Consider the following 16172-nt stretch of genomic DNA (forward strand, 5'->3'; position numbering starts at 1 on the left):
GGACAGCGTGTCCGTATGCCGGACCGGCTGTTCAGCTTTCGGTCAGGCGGCGGGGCCCCGTCGAGGGGCGCCGTCCGGCGCGCTCACGCCTCGGTCAGGTACCGCTGGAGCGTCGGGGCGACCAGCTCCACGATCTCCTCCGGGTCCGCCGAGGAGAGCGGCCCGGGTGCCCGGGAGCGGATCCTGGAGGCGGCCCGCGCGCAGTTCGCCGAACGCGGCTACGACAAGACCTCGGTCCGGGGCATCGCGAAGGCGGCCGGGGTGGACGCGGCGCTCGTGCACCACTACTTCGGCACGAAGGACGAGGTCTTCGCCGCCGCGATCGAGGTCTCCATGGAGCCCGCGACGGTCGTCCCGGCCGTCCTGGGCGAGGGGACCGAGGGCATCGGGGAGCGCCTCGTGCGCTACTTCCTCGGCGTCTGGGAGAACCCCGCGAGCCGGGCCCCGCTCCTGGCGATCATCCGTTCCGCGCTGACGCACGAGGCGGCGGCCAAGGTGCTGCGCGGCTTCGTCCTGCGCCGGGTCCTGGAACGGGTGGCCGCCGATCTCGACGTGCCGAACCCGAAGTTCCGGGCCGAGCTGGCCGCCTCGCACATGATCGGCATCGCGATGATGCGGTACGTGCTCCAGGTCGAGCCGCTCGCCTCGGCGGACCCGGAGGAGATCGTGGAGCTGGTCGCCCCGACGCTCCAGCGGTACCTGACCGAGGCGTGAGCGCGCCGGACGGCGCCCCTCGACGGGGCCCCGCCGCCTGACCGAAAGCTGAACAGCCGGTCCGGCATACGGACACGCTGTCCAGATCTTGGAGGGGCGGCGTACGCTCGAATGCAAGCACATCCATCACGAGGAGCGAGCGACGATGCCCGAGCTGAGGTCCCGCACTGTCACCCACGGCCGCAACATGGCGGGCGCACGCGCCCTTATGCGCGCCTCCGGTGTACCGGGTGCGGACATCGGGCGGAAGCCGATCATCGCCGTGGCCAACTCCTTCACGGAGTTCGTGCCCGGCCACACGCACCTCCAGCCGGTCGGCCGGATCGTCTCCGAGGCGATCGTCGCGGCGGGCGCCATCCCGCGCGAGTTCAACACGATCGCCGTCGACGACGGCATCGCCATGGGCCACGGCGGCATGCTCTACAGCCTGCCGTCCCGCGACCTGATCGCGGACAGCGTGGAGTACATGGTCGAGGCGCACTGCGCCGACGCCCTGATCTGCATCTCCAACTGCGACAAGATCACGCCGGGCATGCTGATGGCCGCCCTGCGCCTGAACATCCCGACGGTCTTCGTCTCCGGCGGCCCGATGGAGTCCGGCAAGGCCACCCTCGTCGACGGCACCGTCCGGACGCTCGACCTGGTCGACGCGATCTCGGACGCGGTGAACGACAAGGTCTCGGACGAGGACATCCTCCGCATCGAGGAGAACGCCTGCCCGACCTGCGGCTCCTGTTCCGGCATGTTCACCGCCAACTCGATGAACTGCCTGACCGAGGCCATCGGCCTCTCCCTGCCCGGCAACGGCTCGGTCCTGGCCACCCACACCGCCCGCAAGGCGCTGTACGAGAACGCGGCCCGCACGGTCGTCGACATCACCCGTCGCCACTACGACGAGGACGACGCCTCGGTCCTGCCGCGCAACATCGCCACCCGCGCGGCCTTCGAGAACGCCATGGCGCTCGACATCGCCATGGGCGGCTCGACCAACACGATCCTGCACCTGCTCGCCGCCGCCCAGGAGGCCGAGCTGGACTACGGCCTGTCCGACATGGACGAGGTCTCGCGGCGCGTGCCGTGCCTGGCCAAGGTCGCGCCGAACGTGGCGCCCGGCGGCACGTACTACATGGAGGACGTGCACCGCGCCGGCGGCATCCCCGCCATCCTCGGTGAGCTGTACCGCGCCGGCCTGCTGAACGAGGACGTCCACACCGTCCACTCCCGCTCCATCAAGGAGTGGCTGGAGGCGTGGGACGTGCGGGGCGGCTCCCCTTCGGAGGAGGCCGTCGAGCTGTGGCACGCGGCGCCCGGCTGCGTCCGCTCCGCCACCGCCTTCTCGCAGTCCGAGCGCTGGGACACCCTCGACACGGACGCGGCCGGCGGCTGCATCCGCGACGCGGCCCACGCGTACTCGAAGGACGGCGGCCTGGCGGTCCTGCGGGGCAACCTCGCCGTCGACGGCTGCGTGGTGAAGACCGCCGGCGTCGACGAGTCGATCTGGACCTTCGAGGGCCCCGCGGTCGTCTGCGAGTCGCAGGACGAGGCCGTCGAGAAGATCCTCAACAAGCAGGTCAAGGACGGCGACGTGGTCGTCATCCGCTACGAGGGCCCGCGCGGCGGCCCCGGCATGCAGGAGATGCTCTACCCGACCTCCTTCCTCAAGGGCCGGGGTCTGGGCAAGACCTGCGCGCTGGTCACGGACGGACGCTTCTCGGGCGGCACCTCGGGCCTGTCCATCGGCCACGCCTCGCCGGAGGCGGCCTCGGGCGGCACGATCGCGCTCGTCGAGGACGGCGACCGGATCCGCATCGACATCCCGAGCCGTTCGATCGAACTGCTGGTCACCGACGACGTCCTGGCCGCCCGCCGCGAGGCGCTCGGCGGGGTCTACGCGCCGAAGAACCGCGAGCGCAAGGTCTCGGCCGCGCTGCGGGCGTACGCCGCGATGGCGACCAGTGCCGACAAGGGCGCGGTCCGGGACGTGACCCGGCTCGGCTGAGAGACGGGAAGGGCCCCGGGCGCACCGGGGCCGTCCCGCACCCGTTCGTCGCGACCCCGCCGGACCGCCTTCGCGGTGGTCCGGCGGGGTCGCGGTCTCTCCGGCGCCCGTCCTCCGCGCCCGTCACCAGGCGGCCGGGTCCCGCCCGTCCACGGCGAACACCGAACCGTCGGGCGCGGTCCCGAACACCCGCGCGCCGGCCACGACCGGGGCCGGCACGCTCGACGCGTAGCCGAGCCGGCCGTCCCGCAGACGGGGACCGGTCTGCCCGAGCAACGCGCCGCGCGCGGTGTCGACGGCGAGGAGCCGCCCGTCCGAGGCGGACAGGTAGAGGCGGTCGTCCGGGCCCACGACGGGGGCGGAGACGTTCTTGGCCGAGGTCTCCAGCTCCCACACCGTCCGGTCCCCGCCGGCCCCGGGGGTCCCGGTGTCGAGGGCCAGCAGCCGCCCGGAGGCGTCCACGAGGTAGACCGTGTCGCCGCGGAGCGCGGCGCTCGGCGCGTCCATCGGGTACGGCAGCGGGACGCGCCGCACGGAGCGCCGGGCCGGGTCGTAGCGGACCACGGCGTCGGTGCGCGACTGGCGGTCGGCGGACCGCAGGTGGACCACGCCGTCCGGTCCCGTGCCCAGCGGCACGAGGTCCCCGTCGAGCCGCTGCTGCCAGACGATCTCGCCGCTCCGCGGGCGCACCATGCTGACCAGCGTCCGCTTGCCGCCGGCCGAGTTCTCGAAGACGGGCAGCAGGCCGGTCTCGGGGGAGTACGGGCCGAAGCGCGGCGTCGAGTGGCCGCGCAGCCGGTGGCTCCAGCGCTGCTTTCCGGTGGTGGAATCGACGGCCTTCACCGTGCCGCCGCCGAGCAGCAGGACCGTGTCGCCCGCCTGCCGCAGTCCGGCGCCGCCCGGGGCGGCGGCCGTCGTCCGGCCGGGGCCGCCGTCCGCCGTGTAGGTGCGCAGGTCGCGTCCGTCCGCGACGACGCCGAGGAGCCCGGCGGAGAGCGGCTCGGGTGCCGAGAGGTCCTCGTCGCCGGCGGCGGCGGGCCGCGACCACAGCACCCGGCCGGTGGTGGGATCCATCCGGGCGAGACCGATGCCCCGGCCGGAGCAGTAGAGCGCCCCGGCGGCGTATCCGCAGGCGGGCGCGGTGGTGTCGCCGTCCTTGTCCAGCGGGGTCTGCCAGCCGGCGAACGCCGTGGCCGCCTCGGCCGGGTGCGGTTCGCGGGCGGGTGAGTGCGTGCCGCCGGGGACGAGCGTGACCGCTGCCGCGACGGCGACACCGGCCAGGACGAGCAGTGCGGCGGACGTGAGCGCCCAGCGCGGGATCCGGCGCCGGCGGCGTCCGGTGGCCGTGACGCGGACGGGCGTGTCCGCGACCCAGGAGCCCTCGGCCGCGGGCCCGGGCTCCGGCAGGATCAGCGGCCGCCGCTGGGCCGGTATGAACGCCGCCGCCTCGTACGAGGGCGGGAGCAGCGCCGTCATGATCTCGGCGGGGCCGGGCCGGTCCGCGGGGTCCTTGGCGAGACACCGCGCGACGAGCGGTGCGAGGTCGGCCGGCACCCCGGTCAGATCGGGCTCGTCGTGCACGACCTGGTAGGCGACGATGTACGGGCTGTCCGAGTCGAAGGGGCCGTGGCCCGTCGCCGCGTGCACGAGCACGGACCCGAGCGCGAACACGTCCGCCGCCGGTCCCACCTCGCGGGGGCGCTGGAACTGCTCGGGCGCCATGAAGGGCGGCGACCCGATCAGCTTGCCCGTCTCGGTGCGCAGGTCGCTGTCCACGGGCCGGGAGATGCCGAAGTCGATCACCTTCGGTCCGGTGTCGGTGAGCAGCACGTTGCTCGGCTTCAGGTCCCGGTGGACCACGCCCGCCCGGTGGATGTCGCGCAGCGCCTCGGCGAGCCCCGCCGTCAGCCGGCGCAGTTCGGCGGGGGAGAGCGGGCCGTTGCGCCGCACCTGGTCGGCCAGGGTGGGGCCGGGGACGTACAGGGTCGCCATCCAGGGGCGCACGGCGTCGGGGTCGGCGTCCACGACGGGCGCGGTGAAGGCGCCGCTCACCTTGCGCGCGGCGGCGACCTCCTGCCGGAACCTCGCCCTGAACTCCGGGTCCTCGGCGTACTGACCGTGCACGACCTTGACCGCGAGCCGCAGGCCGGAGGCGGAGGTGGCCAGATGGACGATGCCCATGCCACCCGCGCCGAGACAGGCCTGGAGGCGGTACTCGCCCGCGTACTCAGGTCCTTCCGCGTCCCGGTCGGCGCCGGTACTGCGCAACGGCGGCATCGCCCACCCCCGTGTGGTTCCCCGTTGAGTTCGCGCGCGTGCGCGACGCACGGAGCCTAGTCGATGGTGGGGGCGATGACGGTGGGGCTTGCTAGCCTGCGCGTCGCAGAAAGTGAATTTCAGCGGAGCGCTCGCGCTCCCACGGGGGAGGAAACCATGACCGTCGAGGAGACGAACACCGCCGAGAGAGCCGGACTGGCGGCGGCGACCGAGGTGGCGCGCTACCCGATCGCCCCCGGCTACCGGGTCAACGTGCGTTCCGGCCCGGGGACGAAGTACTCGATCGTCCGGACGCTGGCGCTCGGCGTGAGCGTGCCGATCTACTGCCAGAAGGCGGGCGAGTGGGTCAGCGGTCCCTACGGCACCACGAACCTCTGGGACAACATCGCCCCCGGCGAGTTCGTCTCGGACGCGTACGTGAAGACCGGGAGCGACGGCTACGTCGCCCCGCGCTGCGGCTGACGGAACCGCAGGGACCCGGCCGGACCCGGTCGGGAAGGGGAACGGGGAGCGACCGGCGGGTCACGTGCCGCGGCGGCCGCCCCCGTTCCCCCGCCGCCCGGGGATAATCGATCCCGTGAGCGACGACGACCAGATCGAGAACCCCGGCACTCCCAAGGGCGGGACCGCGGCCGCGCCCGCCGGACCGCAGCCCGAGGAGATCCGTTTCTTCGGCACGACCTGGGTCGACCACGACGGCGGCTACGGGCTGCGCCGGGCCGGTGTCGCCATCGGCTCCCTCGTCGTCGCGGCGGCCGGCTGCTTCGTGCTGCGCTTCGCGTACGAGGGCCTGGAGATCGCCGACATCGGCGGCTTCGTCAACCTGCTGGTCATCGTCATGTTCGCGATCTGCAGCGCCATCGCCTTCCGCAAGACCTGGGAGGGCTTCGGCTCACGGCCCGCCGACCCGGCCCGCGAGGACGCCCTGCGCGGCCTGAAGGCCATCGGCTTCATCGGCTCGCTCCTCGCCTACTTCTTCCGCAGCCTGGTCGAGGCACCCGGCGAGCGGCTGCGCCGCGCCGAGTACGAGACGGCCCGCGCGCAGTACGAGAAGCGCCGCGACGCCCGCACGGGCAACCCGGCGGCGCGCCGGAAGCCCAAGCGCCGCTGACCCGCGGGGCGGCCCGCCCCCGAGGGCCGACGCCGCCCCGGTCCCGCTGTCCGGGCCGGGGTCCGCGCGCCCTGTCACGCACCCGCGTGGCCCGCCCCGTCCCGTAGGCACGGAGTCGACGTCCTCGCCCAGGAGCGGGCCGCTCGACCGTCGGGGCCCGGCTCCGTACGGCCTCCCGCCGCCCCCGGTTCCGGCCGGTGCCCGACTTCGACGACCGGGCCCGTAGCGGTCCGCCCCCGTGGCCCCACCGCTCGCCGCCGTCGGTGCGCCGCGGCCTCCGCTCTCCGCGTGCCGCCCGCTGTTCCGGGTCCCGTCCGGATGCTTGACGGCCGGCACCCCCGCGCGCATTATTCATCGCATGATGAATTACTCCGAGGGGGCTCCGCCGGACGCGATCGTCGCCCGCGGCCTCACCGTCGTACGAGGCGACCGCACGGTCCTGCGCGGCGTCGACTTCACCGTGCCCGCCGGCCAGATCACCGGCCTCCTGGGCCCCTCCGGCTGCGGCAAGTCCACCCTGATGCGCGCCGTCGTCGGCACCCAGGCCAAGGTCGTCGGCACCCTCGACGTCCTCGGCCGCCCGGCCGGGGACGCGGCCCTGCGCTCCCGCATCGGCTACGTCACCCAGGCGCCGTCCGTCTACGACGACCTGACCGTGCGCCAGAACCTCGACTACTTCGCCGCCGTCCTCCTCCCGGGCCGCGCCCACCGCGAGGACCGGCGGGCCGCCGTCGACCGCGCCGTCCACGACGTCGACCTCGGCTCGCACGCGGGCTCCCTCGCCGGCCGGCTCTCCGGCGGCCAGCGCAGCCGCGTCTCTCTCGCCGTCGCCCTGCTCGGCGCACCGGACCTGCTCGTCCTCGACGAACCGACCGTGGGCCTCGACCCGGTCCTGCGCCGCGACCTCTGGAACCTCTTCCACCGCATCGCCGCCGACCGCGGCACCGCGATCCTCGTCTCCTCCCATGTGATGGACGAGGCCGAGCGCTGCCACCGGCTGCTGCTCATGCGCGAGGGCGAGATCCTCGCCGACGACACGCCCGAGGCGCTGCGCCGCCGCAACGACACCGCCACCGTCGAGGACGCCTTCCTCCGCCTGGTCGACGCGGCCGACGCCCGCGCCCGCGTCCCCCACGGGGACCGGCACCCCGACCGCACCGCCCAGCCCGCCGAGGAGATCCAGCGATGAACGGTGCCCGCACCCTCGCCACCGCCGCCCGCGTCCTGCGCCAGCTGCGCCACGACCCGCGCTCGATCGCCCTGATGCTCCTCGTGCCGTGCGTGATGCTCTTCCTGCTCCGCTACGTCTTCGACGGCAGCCCGCGGACCTTCGACGACATCGGGGCCTCGCTGCTCGGCATCTTCCCGCTGATCACCATGTTCCTCGTGACCTCGATCGCCACCCTGCGCGAACGCACCTCCGGCACCCTGGAGCGACTGCTCGCCATGCCGCTCGGCAAGGGCGACCTGATCGCCGGCTACGCGCTCGCCTTCGGTCTCCTCGCCGTCGTGCAGTCCGCCCTCGCCACCGGCCTCGCCGTGTGGTTCCTGGGCCTCGACGTCGTCGGCTCGCCCTGGCTCCTCCTCCTGGTGGCGCTGCTCGACGCCCTGCTCGGCACCGCCCTCGGCCTCTTCGTCTCGGCCTTCGCCGCCTCCGAGTTCCAGGCCGTCCAATTCATGCCGGCCGTGATCTTCCCCCAGCTGCTGCTGTGCGGACTCTTCATCCCGCGCGACCGGATGCAGCCCGTACTGGAGGGGATCTCGGACGCGCTGCCCATGTCCTACGCCGTCGACGGCATGAACGAGGTACTGCGGAACACCGACGTCACCGGGGACTTCGTCCGGGACGTCCTCGTCGTCGCCGGCTGCGCCGTCCTCGTCCTCGGTCTCGGCGCGGCCACCCTGCGCCGCCGGACCGCGTGACCGCCCCTCGGACACCCGGACCGCGGGAACCGGCACGGTGCGAGGATGGCGACACGTACCCCCTCCGGCGAGGTGAACAGAGCCATGACCCAGACCGTCGCAGTCCTCGGCACCGGCAAGATCGGTGAAGCGCTCCTCAGCGGCATGATCCGAGGCGGCTGGAGCCCGGCCAGCCTGCTGGTCACCGCCCGCCGCGCCGAGCGCGCCGAGGAGCTGCGCGCCCGCTACGGCGTCGAGACCGTCACCAACGCCGAGGCCGCCAAGCGCGCCGACACCCTCATCCTCGCCGTGAAGCCCCAGGACATGGGCCGCCTCCTCGACGAACTCGGCCCCCACGTCGCCACCGACCGGCTGGTCATCAGCGCCGCCGCCGGCATCCCCACCGCCTTCATCGAGGAACGCCTGGCCGCCGGCACCCCGGTCGTCCGCGTCATGCCCAACACCCCCGTCCTCGTCGACGAGGGCATGTCGGTGATCTCCGGCGGCAGCCACGCCACCCCCGACCACCTCCTGCACACCGAGGAGATCTTCGGCGGCGTCGGCAAGACCCTGCGGGTCCCGGAGTCCCAGCAGGACGCCGCCACCGCCCTCTCCGGCTCCGGCCCCGCCTACTTCTACTTCCTGGTCGAGGCGATGACCGACGCCGGCATCCTCCTCGGCCTGCCCCGCGCCCAGGCCCACGACCTGATCGTCCAGGCCGCCATCGGCGCCGCGGTGATGCTCCGCGACAGCGGCGAGCACCCGGTCAAGCTCCGCGAGGCCGTCACCTCCCCGGCCGGTACCACCATCAGCGCCATCCGCGAGCTGGAGAACCACGGCGTACGGGCCGCCCTGATCGCCGCGCTGGAGGCCGCCCGCGACCGCAGCCGCGAGCTCGCCTCCGGCAACGGCTGACCGGCACCGTCGTCCGCCGGGGTCACCGCGCCCCGGCGGCCGCCGCCTCCACAATGTCCCGCGTCGACACCACCCGGGCGAACCGCCCCCCGTGCAGCGAGACCGCCGTCGCCCGCGTCAGCTCCTCGGCGCCGGCCGTCCATCCGAACGGCCCCGCCAGGTCGAAGGTGTGCATGGCGTCGAGCGGGAACAGCACGTCGTACCCGAGGTTCCCGCCCATCCGGGCCGTCGTCTCGTTGCACATGTTGGTCTGGATCCCCACGATCACGATCTGGCCGATCCCCGCGCCCTTCAGCCAGGCGTCCAGGTCCGGTTCCCCGTAGAACGCCGAGTTCACCGTCTTCGTCACCAGCAGCTCCGGCCCCCGGCCCTTCCCCCGCCGCTCCTGCACGAAGTCCTTGAAGTCGTTGCCCACGTGCCCCCGCCGCAGCGGCGAGGGCGACCCGGCCGGCGAGTCGTGCCGTACGAACACGACCGGCCTCCCCGTCTCCTGCCACAGGTCGATCAGCGTCTCGATGTTCCCCTCGGCGTCGACGTTGTCGCGCTTCCCCCAGTACTCCTCCTCGAAGCCCTTCTGCACATCGACGACGACCAGCGCTGCGTTCTCCGAAATCTCCATGAACACGATGCTGCCGCCCGCCCGCGCCCCCTCCCAGAGGAGGAAAAGCCAGCGATCGATGGTTTACTGCCAACCATGCCGACGGACCCCACGGAACCCCAGCGCGTCGCCCTCGTCGCCTTCCCCGGCGTCCGGGCGTTCGACGTCTCCGTCATCACCGAGGTGTGGGGCGGCGACCGCCGCCTGCCGGCCGTCCCTCCCTTCGAGCTCCGCCGCGTCGCGGCCGATCCGGGCGCGCCCATCCCGCTGCGCGGCGGCCTCACCCTCACCCCCGATCGTTCGCTCGCCTGGCTCACCGGTGCCGGCCTCGTCCTCGTCCCGGGCATCGAGGACCCGGACGCGGACGTACCCGCCCCCGTGCTCGACGCCCTCCGCCGGGCCCACGCCGCCGGCACCCCGGTCGCCTCCCTGTGCGCCGGCGCCTTCGTCCTCGCCCGGGCCGGTCTCCTCGACGGCCGCCGCGCGGTCACCCACTGGCACCTGGCCCCGGCCCTCGCCGCCCGTCACCCGAAGATCGCCGTCGAACCCGACGCCCTCTTCGTCGAGGACTCCGGCATCTGGACCTCGGCCGGCACCGCCGCCGGCATCGACCTCTGCCTCCATCTGGTCCGCACCGCCCACGGGGCCGAGGCCGCGGCCGCGATCGCCCGCTCCATGGTCACGGCGCCCTTCCGCACGGGCACCCAGGCCCAGTTCATCGAGCACCCGACACCCCGCGCCGACCGCGACGCCGACGCCCTCGCCGGCATCCGCGCCTACGCCCTCGCCCACCTCGACGAGCCGCACACCGTGGCGAGCCTCGCCGCCCGGGCGGGCATGTCCCCGCGCAGTTTCGCCCGCCACTTCCAGGCGACCACCGGAACGACCCCGCTCCACTGGCTCATCGGCCGACGGGTGGCCGCCGCCCAGAAACTCCTCGAGCGCACCGACCACCCCCTCCCCGAAGTCGCCCGCCGCGCGGGCTTCGGCAGCGAGGTCACGATGCGCCAGCACTTCGCCTCGCACCTCGGCACCAGCCCGCGCGACTACCGCAACGCCTTCCGTCATCCGGCAGGCAGCAGCCCGACCGCCCGATAGGCCCGGTCCACCAGCGGCCGCGCCAGCTCCCGGGCCCGCGCGGCCCCCGCGCGGAGCACCCGCTCCACCTCGCCGGGGTCGGCCGCCAGCTCCGCGTGCCGCTCCCGCACCGGCCCGAGCAGCTCGATCACCGCCTCCGCCGTGTCCTTCTTCAGGGCTCCGTAGGACGCGTACGCGCCGGCCAGGGTCTTCGGGTCCCCACCCGTGGCCGCGGCCAGCAGGTCGAGCAGGTTGGCGACGCCCGGCCGGGCCTCCCGGTCGTAGGCGACCTCCTGGCCGCTGTCCGTCACCGCCCGCATGATCTTGCGCCGGACCGCGTCCGCCTCGTCGAGCAGATAGACGATGCCGGCCCCGTTCTCGTGGGACTTCCCCATCTTCGACCGCGGGTCCTGCAGATCCATGACCCGCGCGGCCACCTCGGGGTGCGTCGCCCTGGGCACGGTGAAGGTGTGCCCGTACCGCTGGTTGAACCGCACGGCCAGATCCCGCGTCAGCTCCACGTGCTGCGTCTGGTCGTCGCCCACGGGCACCTCGTCGGTGCCGTACGCCAGGATGTCCGCCGCCATCAGGACGGGATACGTGAGCAACGAGAGGCGCACGCTCTGCCCCGCCTCGCGCGCCCGGACGCTCTTCTCCTTGTACTGGATCATCCGCCGCAGCTCGCCGTCCGTGGCCGTGCACTCCAGCAGGTAGGACAGTCGCGTGTGCTCGTCCACGTGGCTCTGCACGAAGACGGTGCACCGCTCCGGGTCCAGCCCGGCGGCCAGCAGCAGCGTCGCCGCCTGCCGGCTGAGCCGCAGCACCCGCGCCGGGTCGTGCTCCACCGTCAGGGCGTGCAGGTCCACCACGCTGAACAGCGCGTCCGACCGGTGCTGGTCGATCTCGACCCACCGTCGAACGGCCCCGAGGTAGTTGCCCAGCGTCAGATGCCCGGTCGGCTTGACCCCGCTGAAGATCCGCTTCATCGCGTCCGTTCTCCCTGTCTCCTGTACGCCGGCCCGACGGCCGGCACCCGGAGGGGGATACGCGAACGGCCGCCGAGGCGGCGGCCGTGTGCGCATGCGCTACGAAGGGCCGCCGTCAGGCGGCCCACCACTGAAGGGTGCGCGCATGCGTAGTCATACGGAGAGAGTACGCCCGAGGCCAGGGGTTGACACGGGATTGCCCGATCCGTAATGTTCTCCGAGCTGTCCGACGTGAGTACCGACTCCGGTCGGCCCCGGGCAGTCATTCCGCAAGATCCACTCCAAGCAGACGACGCTTCGTCGCGTCGTTCTTCTTTCCGTGCGCTTTTGCGAAATGAGGAATCCGCGTTCGAAAGTCCGGACGCAAGCGCCGATTAGCGTCGGAGGCAGGGAATCCGCTAAAGTCTCACTCGTCGGAACGGCCCAACAGCCGCAAAGACAAAACCCGCTGACTGGGAATCAGGCCCGAAAGGATCTGATAGAGTCGGAACCGCCGGAAGGGCCCGGAGCGAAAGCGAATGGGACCGGAAAGCACCGAGGAAATCGGATCGGAAAGATCTGATAGAGTCGGAAACGCAAGACCGAAGGGAAAAGCCCGGAGGAAAGCCCGAGAGGGTGAGTACGAAGGAAGCGTCCGTTCCTTGAGAACTCAACAGCGTGCCAAAAATCAACGCCAGATTAGTTGATACCCCGTCCATCTTCGGATGGTCGAGGTTCCTTTGAAGTCCTACTGGCCCTTGTGGCAGGTAGGCAAAAAACACAGCGAGGACGCTGTGAACGACCGGTCCTATTCCGACTGGTCGTTCCGCTCTCGTGATGTGTGCACCCGATTACGGGTAAACATTCAAATGGGTGGAGCTGACCGGTACTAATAGGCCGAGGGCTTGTCCTCAGTTGCTCGCGTCCACTGTGTTAGTTCTGAAGTAACGAACTCGCCCTTTGTCGGCTGGAGTTTGTTTATTTCATAGAGTTTCGGTGGTCATAGCGTTAGGGAAACGCCCGGTTACATTCCGAACCCGGAAGCTAAGCCTTTCAGCGCCGATGGTACTGCAGGGGGGACCCTGTGGGAGAGTAGGACGCCGCCGAACAATTTTTAGCCTCAACCCCCGGACCATGTCCGGGGGTTGAGGCATTTTTGCGTTCAGGGCTCTTCTACGCTGAAGCCATGCGCTATGAACTGGTCCTCTTCGACAACGACGGCGTCCTCGTCGACAGCGAACCGATCTCCAACACCCTCCTGGCCGCCCACCTCACCGAGGCCGGACACCCCACCTCCTACGAGGAATCGCTGCGCGACTACATGGGGTCCGCCATGCACCGCATCCACGACATCGTCCGGGAACGGACCGGACGGTCGCTGCCCGAGGACTTCGACGAGACCTTCCACGCGCGGGTGTTCGCCGCCTTCGAGCGGGAGTTGGAGGCCGTCGCCGGCGCCGCTGACGTGGTCAAGGAGCTCGCCGCGGACGGGGTTCCCTACTGCGTCGCGTCCTCAGGAAGCCACGAGCGGATCCGGGTCGGGCACCGGAAGACCGGGCTCGACACGTGGTTCCGGGACGAGAACGTGTTCAGCGCCGAGGACGTGGGCCGCGGGAAGCCGGCCCCCGACCTGTTCCTGCACGCCGCCGCGCGGATGGGCGTGGCACCCGGACGCTGCGTCGTCGTCGAGGACAGCCCCCTCGGCGTCCAGGCCGCACGGGCCGCCGGGATGGACGTCTACGGCTTCTCGGCCATGACCCCGCGGGAGAAGCTCGCCGACGCCACCGGGTGCTTCGACGACATGACCGAACTCCTCGGACTCCTCCGCTGACTCCCCGACCGCCGGCATCCGGCGCTTTCGAGCGCTCCTGGCGAATTTGGGTAGGTGATCCATCTACCCATGGGTAAGCACGGGACCTACGCTGTGCCGCCATGACGGATGCGCGGTTGAGGCGTGGGCGGGGAGCTCTGGCGGTCAGCTTCTTCGTGCAAGGGGTGACCTTTGCGCTGTTGGTGACCCGGATCCCGGCGATCCAGGACCGGTACGGGATATCGGACGCACTGCTGCCGGCGTTCCTCGCCGCCGTGCCGATCCTGGCCGGAGTGGCCAGTGTGCTCACGGAGAGGGTCGTGGCCCGGGTCGGGCCCGGAGCGGTCCTGCGGTGGGCTCAGCCGGTCGTCCTCCTGGCCCTGCTGGCGGTCGGCGCCGGCTCCGAACTGTGGCAGGCGGCCGTCGCGCTGGGAGCGTTCGGACTGGCGGTCGGCGCGCTGGACGCGTCGATGAACATGCTGGGGGTGAGCCTCCAGCGGGCGTACGGGCGGAGCATCATGCTCGGCTTCCACGCCGCGTACAGCCTGGGCGGGATCGCGGGAGCCTCGCTCGCCTGGGTGGGGGCGCACTACGACCTGACGCTGTTCGTCTCGTACCTCCCGGTGGTGGCCGTCGTGCTGCCGGCCGCGCTGATCGGCAGCCGCTGGTACGTGGCGGGGCACGAGGGGAAGGCCGCGACGGAGCCCCCCGCCGAGGGCGCCGGGGCGGCCGGCGGTGTCGCCTTCAAGCTGCTGCTGCCGCTGTGCCTGGTCATGACCTTCGCCTACATCGGCGACTCGACCGTCTCCAACTGGAGCGCGAAGTACCTCCAGGACGTGCTGGGCGGCTCGGAGGAGCTCGCGACGGTGCCGTACAACGCCTACATGGTCACCACGCTCCTCGGGCGGGCCGTGGGGGACTTCGGCGTGCGGCGGCTCGGTGCGGTGACCGTGGTGCGCTGCGGGGCCGTCCTGGCGGCGCTGGGCTTCGCCGCCGTCGCGGCGGCGCCGGGGCCGTGGGCCGGGATGGCCGGGTTCACCGTCCTCGGGCTCGGGCTGAGCGTGATCGTGCCGCAGACGTTCGCGGCGGCCGGCCGGCTCTTCCCGGGCGCGAGCGACGCGGCCGTCGCCCGGCTCAACGTCTTCAACTACGTGGGCTTCCTGATCGGTTCCCCGTTGGTCGGTGCGCTCGGCGACGCGTGGAGCTACCGGGGCGCGATGATCGTGCCGATGGTCCTCGTGCTGGTCACGGTGGCGTACGCCACGTCGTTCGGTTCTCAACCGGCCCGATACGGTGGCGGGCATGAGCGGCCGCGCACTGTTGATGTGGGATGAAGCTGTCACGGGGTACGACTTCGGGTCCGAGCATCCGATGGATCCGGTCCGGCTCGCGCTGACCATGGGGTTGGTGCGGGCGTACGGGCTGGACCGCGCCGTGGACGTGGTGGCGGCCAAGCCGGCCGGCGCCTCGACGCTGCGGCTGGTGCACCGGGAGGACTACGTGGCCGCGGTGCGGGCCGCCTCGGCCGATCCGAGGACGGCCGACCTCGCGTACGGCCTGGGGACCGTGGACGACCCGGCCTTCGCCGGGATGCACGAGGTGTCGGCGCTGATCGCCGGTCAGTCGGTGGGGGCCGCGGAGGCCCTGTGGCGTGGCGACGCGGCCCACGCGGTGAACTTCGCGGGCGGGCTGCACCACGCGATGCCGGGAAGCGCCTCCGGGTTCTGCATCTACAACGACGCGTCGCTGGCGATCGCCCGGCTGCTGGAGCTGGGCGCCGAGCGGGTGGCGTACGTGGACGTGGACGTCCACCACGGGGACGGGGTCCAGGCGGCGTTCTGGGAGGACCCGCGGGTCCTGACCGTCTCCCTGCACGAGCACCCGCGGACGCTGTTCCCGCAGACGGGCTGGCCCGAGGAGACGGGCGCGTCGGGCGCCGGCGAGGGTTCCGCGGTGAACGTGGCGCTGCCGGCGGGCACGGGCGACGCGGGCTGGCTGCGGGCCTTCCACGCCGTGGTGCCGGAGCTGCTGGCGGACTTCCGGCCGCAGGTGCTGGTGACCCAGCACGGCGCCGACACGCACTTCGAGGATCCGCTGGCGCACCTGGCGGTGTCGCTGGACGCCCAGCGGGCGGTGCAGGAGGCCTGTCACGAGCTGGCGCACGCCCATGTGGACGGCGGGAGGTGGCTCGCGCTGGGCGGCGGCGGGTACGCCGTCGTGGACGTCGTCCCGCGGTCGTGGACGCATCTGGTGGGGATCGCGGCGCACGCCCCGGTCGATCCCGAGTCGGTGATCCCGTCGTCGTGGCGTGACGAGGCGTACGCGCGGACGCGGCAGCCGGGGCCGGCGCGGATGACCGACGGCCGGTGGCCGGTGGCCTGGCGTGGCTGGGACGAGGGTTACGACCCGGCGGACCGGCTGGACCAGGCGGTGCTCGCGACCCGGCGGGCGGCGTTCCCGCTGCGCGGCCTGCTGGCGTAGGGAGCTCACCGCGGCCGGCCGTCTGCCGTGCCGTGCGCGCGGGCCCGGAGCCGGTGCGCGCCGTCGGCGTGATTACGCCAACTGTGCGTTCCGGGAGCCCTTTTGGCCCGGCGCCGACCGGCTCGGCCACGGTGTCCGCATCATCGACGACATCGAGGTGGCGGACGACGGGTCGGTACAGCTGGGCCGGCTCGCCGCGTACGTCCGGGACAAGCGCATCCCGCTGGAGATGTGCCCGACCTCCAACCTCCAGACCGGTGCCGCCGCCTCCTATGCCGAGCACCCCATCGGCCTGCTGCGCAAGCTGCACTTCCGGGCCACCG

At 72.5% G+C, this 16172-nt stretch carries 14 protein-coding genes, 1 rRNA gene and 1 pseudogene; 13 read left to right on the forward strand and 3 right to left on the reverse strand.

The genetic code is table 11. From position 1 onward, the window contains the following. Positions 1 to 15 precede the first annotated feature (15 nt). Positions 16 to 714 (forward strand): TetR/AcrR family transcriptional regulator, encoded by a 699-nt coding sequence (locus tag EAO71_RS20815; RefSeq protein ID WP_147979077.1) that lies wholly within the window; start codon positions 16 to 18, stop codon positions 712 to 714. Between the two features lie 145 nt (positions 715 to 859). Next, the gene (ilvD, locus tag EAO71_RS20820; protein ID WP_147979078.1) at positions 860 to 2713 is read left to right on the forward strand and encodes a dihydroxy-acid dehydratase; all 1854 of its coding nucleotides are present in this window, start codon (positions 860 to 862) and stop codon (positions 2711 to 2713) included. A gap of 123 nt (positions 2714 to 2836) precedes the next feature. On the opposite strand, the gene EAO71_RS20825 is transcribed toward ilvD, so the two are convergent. Beyond that, positions 2837 to 4990 carry a serine/threonine-protein kinase gene (locus tag EAO71_RS20825; protein WP_147979079.1) on the reverse strand — a complete coding sequence of 718 codons (2154 nt, stop codon included), beginning with the start codon at positions 4988 to 4990 and terminating at the stop codon, positions 2837 to 2839. A gap of 156 nt (positions 4991 to 5146) precedes the next feature. Here EAO71_RS20825 and EAO71_RS20830 point away from each other — a divergent pair, with 156 nt between their 5' ends. The 5 genes from EAO71_RS20830 to proC all read left to right on the forward strand — a co-directional run bounded on the left by EAO71_RS20830 (position 5147) and on the right by proC (position 8918). Then, positions 5147 to 5452 carry an SH3 domain-containing protein gene (locus EAO71_RS20830; RefSeq protein ID WP_261992209.1) on the forward strand — a complete coding sequence of 102 codons (306 nt, stop codon included), beginning with the start codon at positions 5147 to 5149 and terminating at the stop codon, positions 5450 to 5452. 115 nt (positions 5453 to 5567) lie between these two features. Next, positions 5568 to 6101 (forward strand): hypothetical protein, encoded by a 534-nt coding sequence (locus EAO71_RS20835; protein WP_187282722.1) that lies wholly within the window; start codon positions 5568 to 5570, stop codon positions 6099 to 6101. A 358-nt stretch (positions 6102 to 6459) separates the two neighbouring features. Then, positions 6460 to 7290, forward strand: coding sequence for an ABC transporter ATP-binding protein (locus EAO71_RS20840; protein ID WP_147979080.1), 831 nt, complete (start codon positions 6460 to 6462; stop codon positions 7288 to 7290). Then, a complete protein-coding gene (locus tag EAO71_RS20845) occupies positions 7287 to 8024 on the forward strand; it encodes an ABC transporter permease (protein ID WP_147979081.1) in 738 nt (245 codons plus the stop codon). The genes EAO71_RS20840 and EAO71_RS20845 overlap by 4 nt, the downstream gene beginning before the upstream one ends. Positions 8025 to 8108: 84 nt before the next feature. Further along, positions 8109 to 8918, forward strand: a complete 810-nt coding sequence (gene proC, locus EAO71_RS20850) for a pyrroline-5-carboxylate reductase (RefSeq protein ID WP_147979082.1) — start codon at positions 8109 to 8111, stop codon at positions 8916 to 8918. Between the two features lie 22 nt (positions 8919 to 8940). On the opposite strand, the gene EAO71_RS20855 is transcribed toward proC, so the two are convergent. Then, entirely contained in the window at positions 8941 to 9537 is a 597-nt protein-coding gene (locus EAO71_RS20855; RefSeq protein WP_147979083.1) for a cysteine hydrolase family protein, read from the reverse strand. A 75-nt stretch (positions 9538 to 9612) separates the two neighbouring features. Between EAO71_RS20855 and EAO71_RS20860 the strand changes: the two genes are divergently transcribed. Then, positions 9613 to 10614 carry a GlxA family transcriptional regulator gene (locus EAO71_RS20860; protein ID WP_147979084.1) on the forward strand — a complete coding sequence of 334 codons (1002 nt, stop codon included), beginning with the start codon at positions 9613 to 9615 and terminating at the stop codon, positions 10612 to 10614. Here the strand turns inward: EAO71_RS20860 and trpS are convergent. Continuing rightward, positions 10581 to 11579: a tryptophan--tRNA ligase gene (trpS, locus tag EAO71_RS20865; RefSeq protein ID WP_147979085.1), complete on the reverse strand. Its 999-nt coding sequence runs from the start codon at positions 11577 to 11579 to the stop codon at positions 10581 to 10583. The genes EAO71_RS20860 and trpS overlap by 34 nt on opposite strands. Before the next feature lie 971 nt (positions 11580 to 12550). Between trpS and rrf the strand changes: the two genes are divergently transcribed. The 5 genes and pseudogenes from rrf to EAO71_RS20895 form a co-directional block, all read left to right on the forward strand. Beyond that, positions 12551 to 12667, forward strand: a 5S ribosomal RNA gene (gene rrf, locus EAO71_RS20875). A gap of 77 nt (positions 12668 to 12744) precedes the next feature. Continuing rightward, positions 12745 to 13389: an HAD family hydrolase gene (locus EAO71_RS20880; protein ID WP_147979086.1), complete on the forward strand. Its 645-nt coding sequence runs from the start codon at positions 12745 to 12747 to the stop codon at positions 13387 to 13389. 101 nt (positions 13390 to 13490) lie between these two features. Next, a complete protein-coding gene (locus EAO71_RS20885; RefSeq protein ID WP_147979087.1) occupies positions 13491 to 14702 on the forward strand; it encodes an MFS transporter in 1212 nt (403 codons plus the stop codon). Beyond that, positions 14671 to 15849 (forward strand): acetoin utilization protein AcuC, encoded by a 1179-nt coding sequence (locus EAO71_RS20890; protein ID WP_147979088.1) that lies wholly within the window; start codon positions 14671 to 14673, stop codon positions 15847 to 15849. Before EAO71_RS20885 ends, EAO71_RS20890 begins: the two co-directional genes overlap by 32 nt. 103 nt (positions 15850 to 15952) lie before the next feature. Continuing rightward, positions 15953 to 16172: pseudogene (locus EAO71_RS20895) on the forward strand (adenosine deaminase); the annotation flags it as partial.

The sequence above is a fragment of the Streptomyces sp. MS191 genome (genome assembly GCF_008042125.1).
Taxonomy (GTDB): Bacteria; Actinomycetota; Actinomycetes; order Streptomycetales; family Streptomycetaceae; genus Streptomyces.

Bases quoted from the DNA above. Each gene is read 5' to 3' on its own strand.
- EAO71_RS20815 (WP_147979077.1), top strand. From the start codon at position 16: ATGCCGGACCGGCTGTTCAGCTTTCGGTCAGGCGGCGGGGCCCCGTCG.
- ilvD (WP_147979078.1), top strand. From the start codon at position 860: ATGCCCGAGCTGAGGTCCCGCACTGTCACCCACGGCCGCAACATGGCG.
- EAO71_RS20825 (WP_147979079.1), bottom strand. From the start codon at position 4,990: ATGCCGCCGTTGCGCAGTACCGGCGCCGACCGGGACGCGGAAGGACCT.
- EAO71_RS20830 (WP_261992209.1), top strand. From the start codon at position 5,147: ATGACCGTCGAGGAGACGAACACCGCCGAGAGAGCCGGACTGGCGGCG.
- EAO71_RS20840 (WP_147979080.1), top strand. From the start codon at position 6,460: ATGATGAATTACTCCGAGGGGGCTCCGCCGGACGCGATCGTCGCCCGC.
- EAO71_RS20845 (WP_147979081.1), top strand. From the start codon at position 7,287: ATGAACGGTGCCCGCACCCTCGCCACCGCCGCCCGCGTCCTGCGCCAG.
- proC (WP_147979082.1), top strand. From the start codon at position 8,109: ATGACCCAGACCGTCGCAGTCCTCGGCACCGGCAAGATCGGTGAAGCG.
- EAO71_RS20855 (WP_147979083.1), bottom strand. From the start codon at position 9,537: ATGGAGATTTCGGAGAACGCAGCGCTGGTCGTCGTCGATGTGCAGAAG.
- EAO71_RS20860 (WP_147979084.1), top strand. From the start codon at position 9,613: ATGCCGACGGACCCCACGGAACCCCAGCGCGTCGCCCTCGTCGCCTTC.
- trpS (WP_147979085.1), bottom strand. From the start codon at position 11,579: ATGAAGCGGATCTTCAGCGGGGTCAAGCCGACCGGGCATCTGACGCTG.
- EAO71_RS20880 (WP_147979086.1), top strand. From the start codon at position 12,745: ATGCGCTATGAACTGGTCCTCTTCGACAACGACGGCGTCCTCGTCGAC.
- EAO71_RS20885 (WP_147979087.1), top strand. From the start codon at position 13,491: ATGACGGATGCGCGGTTGAGGCGTGGGCGGGGAGCTCTGGCGGTCAGC.
- EAO71_RS20890 (WP_147979088.1), top strand. From the start codon at position 14,671: ATGAGCGGCCGCGCACTGTTGATGTGGGATGAAGCTGTCACGGGGTAC.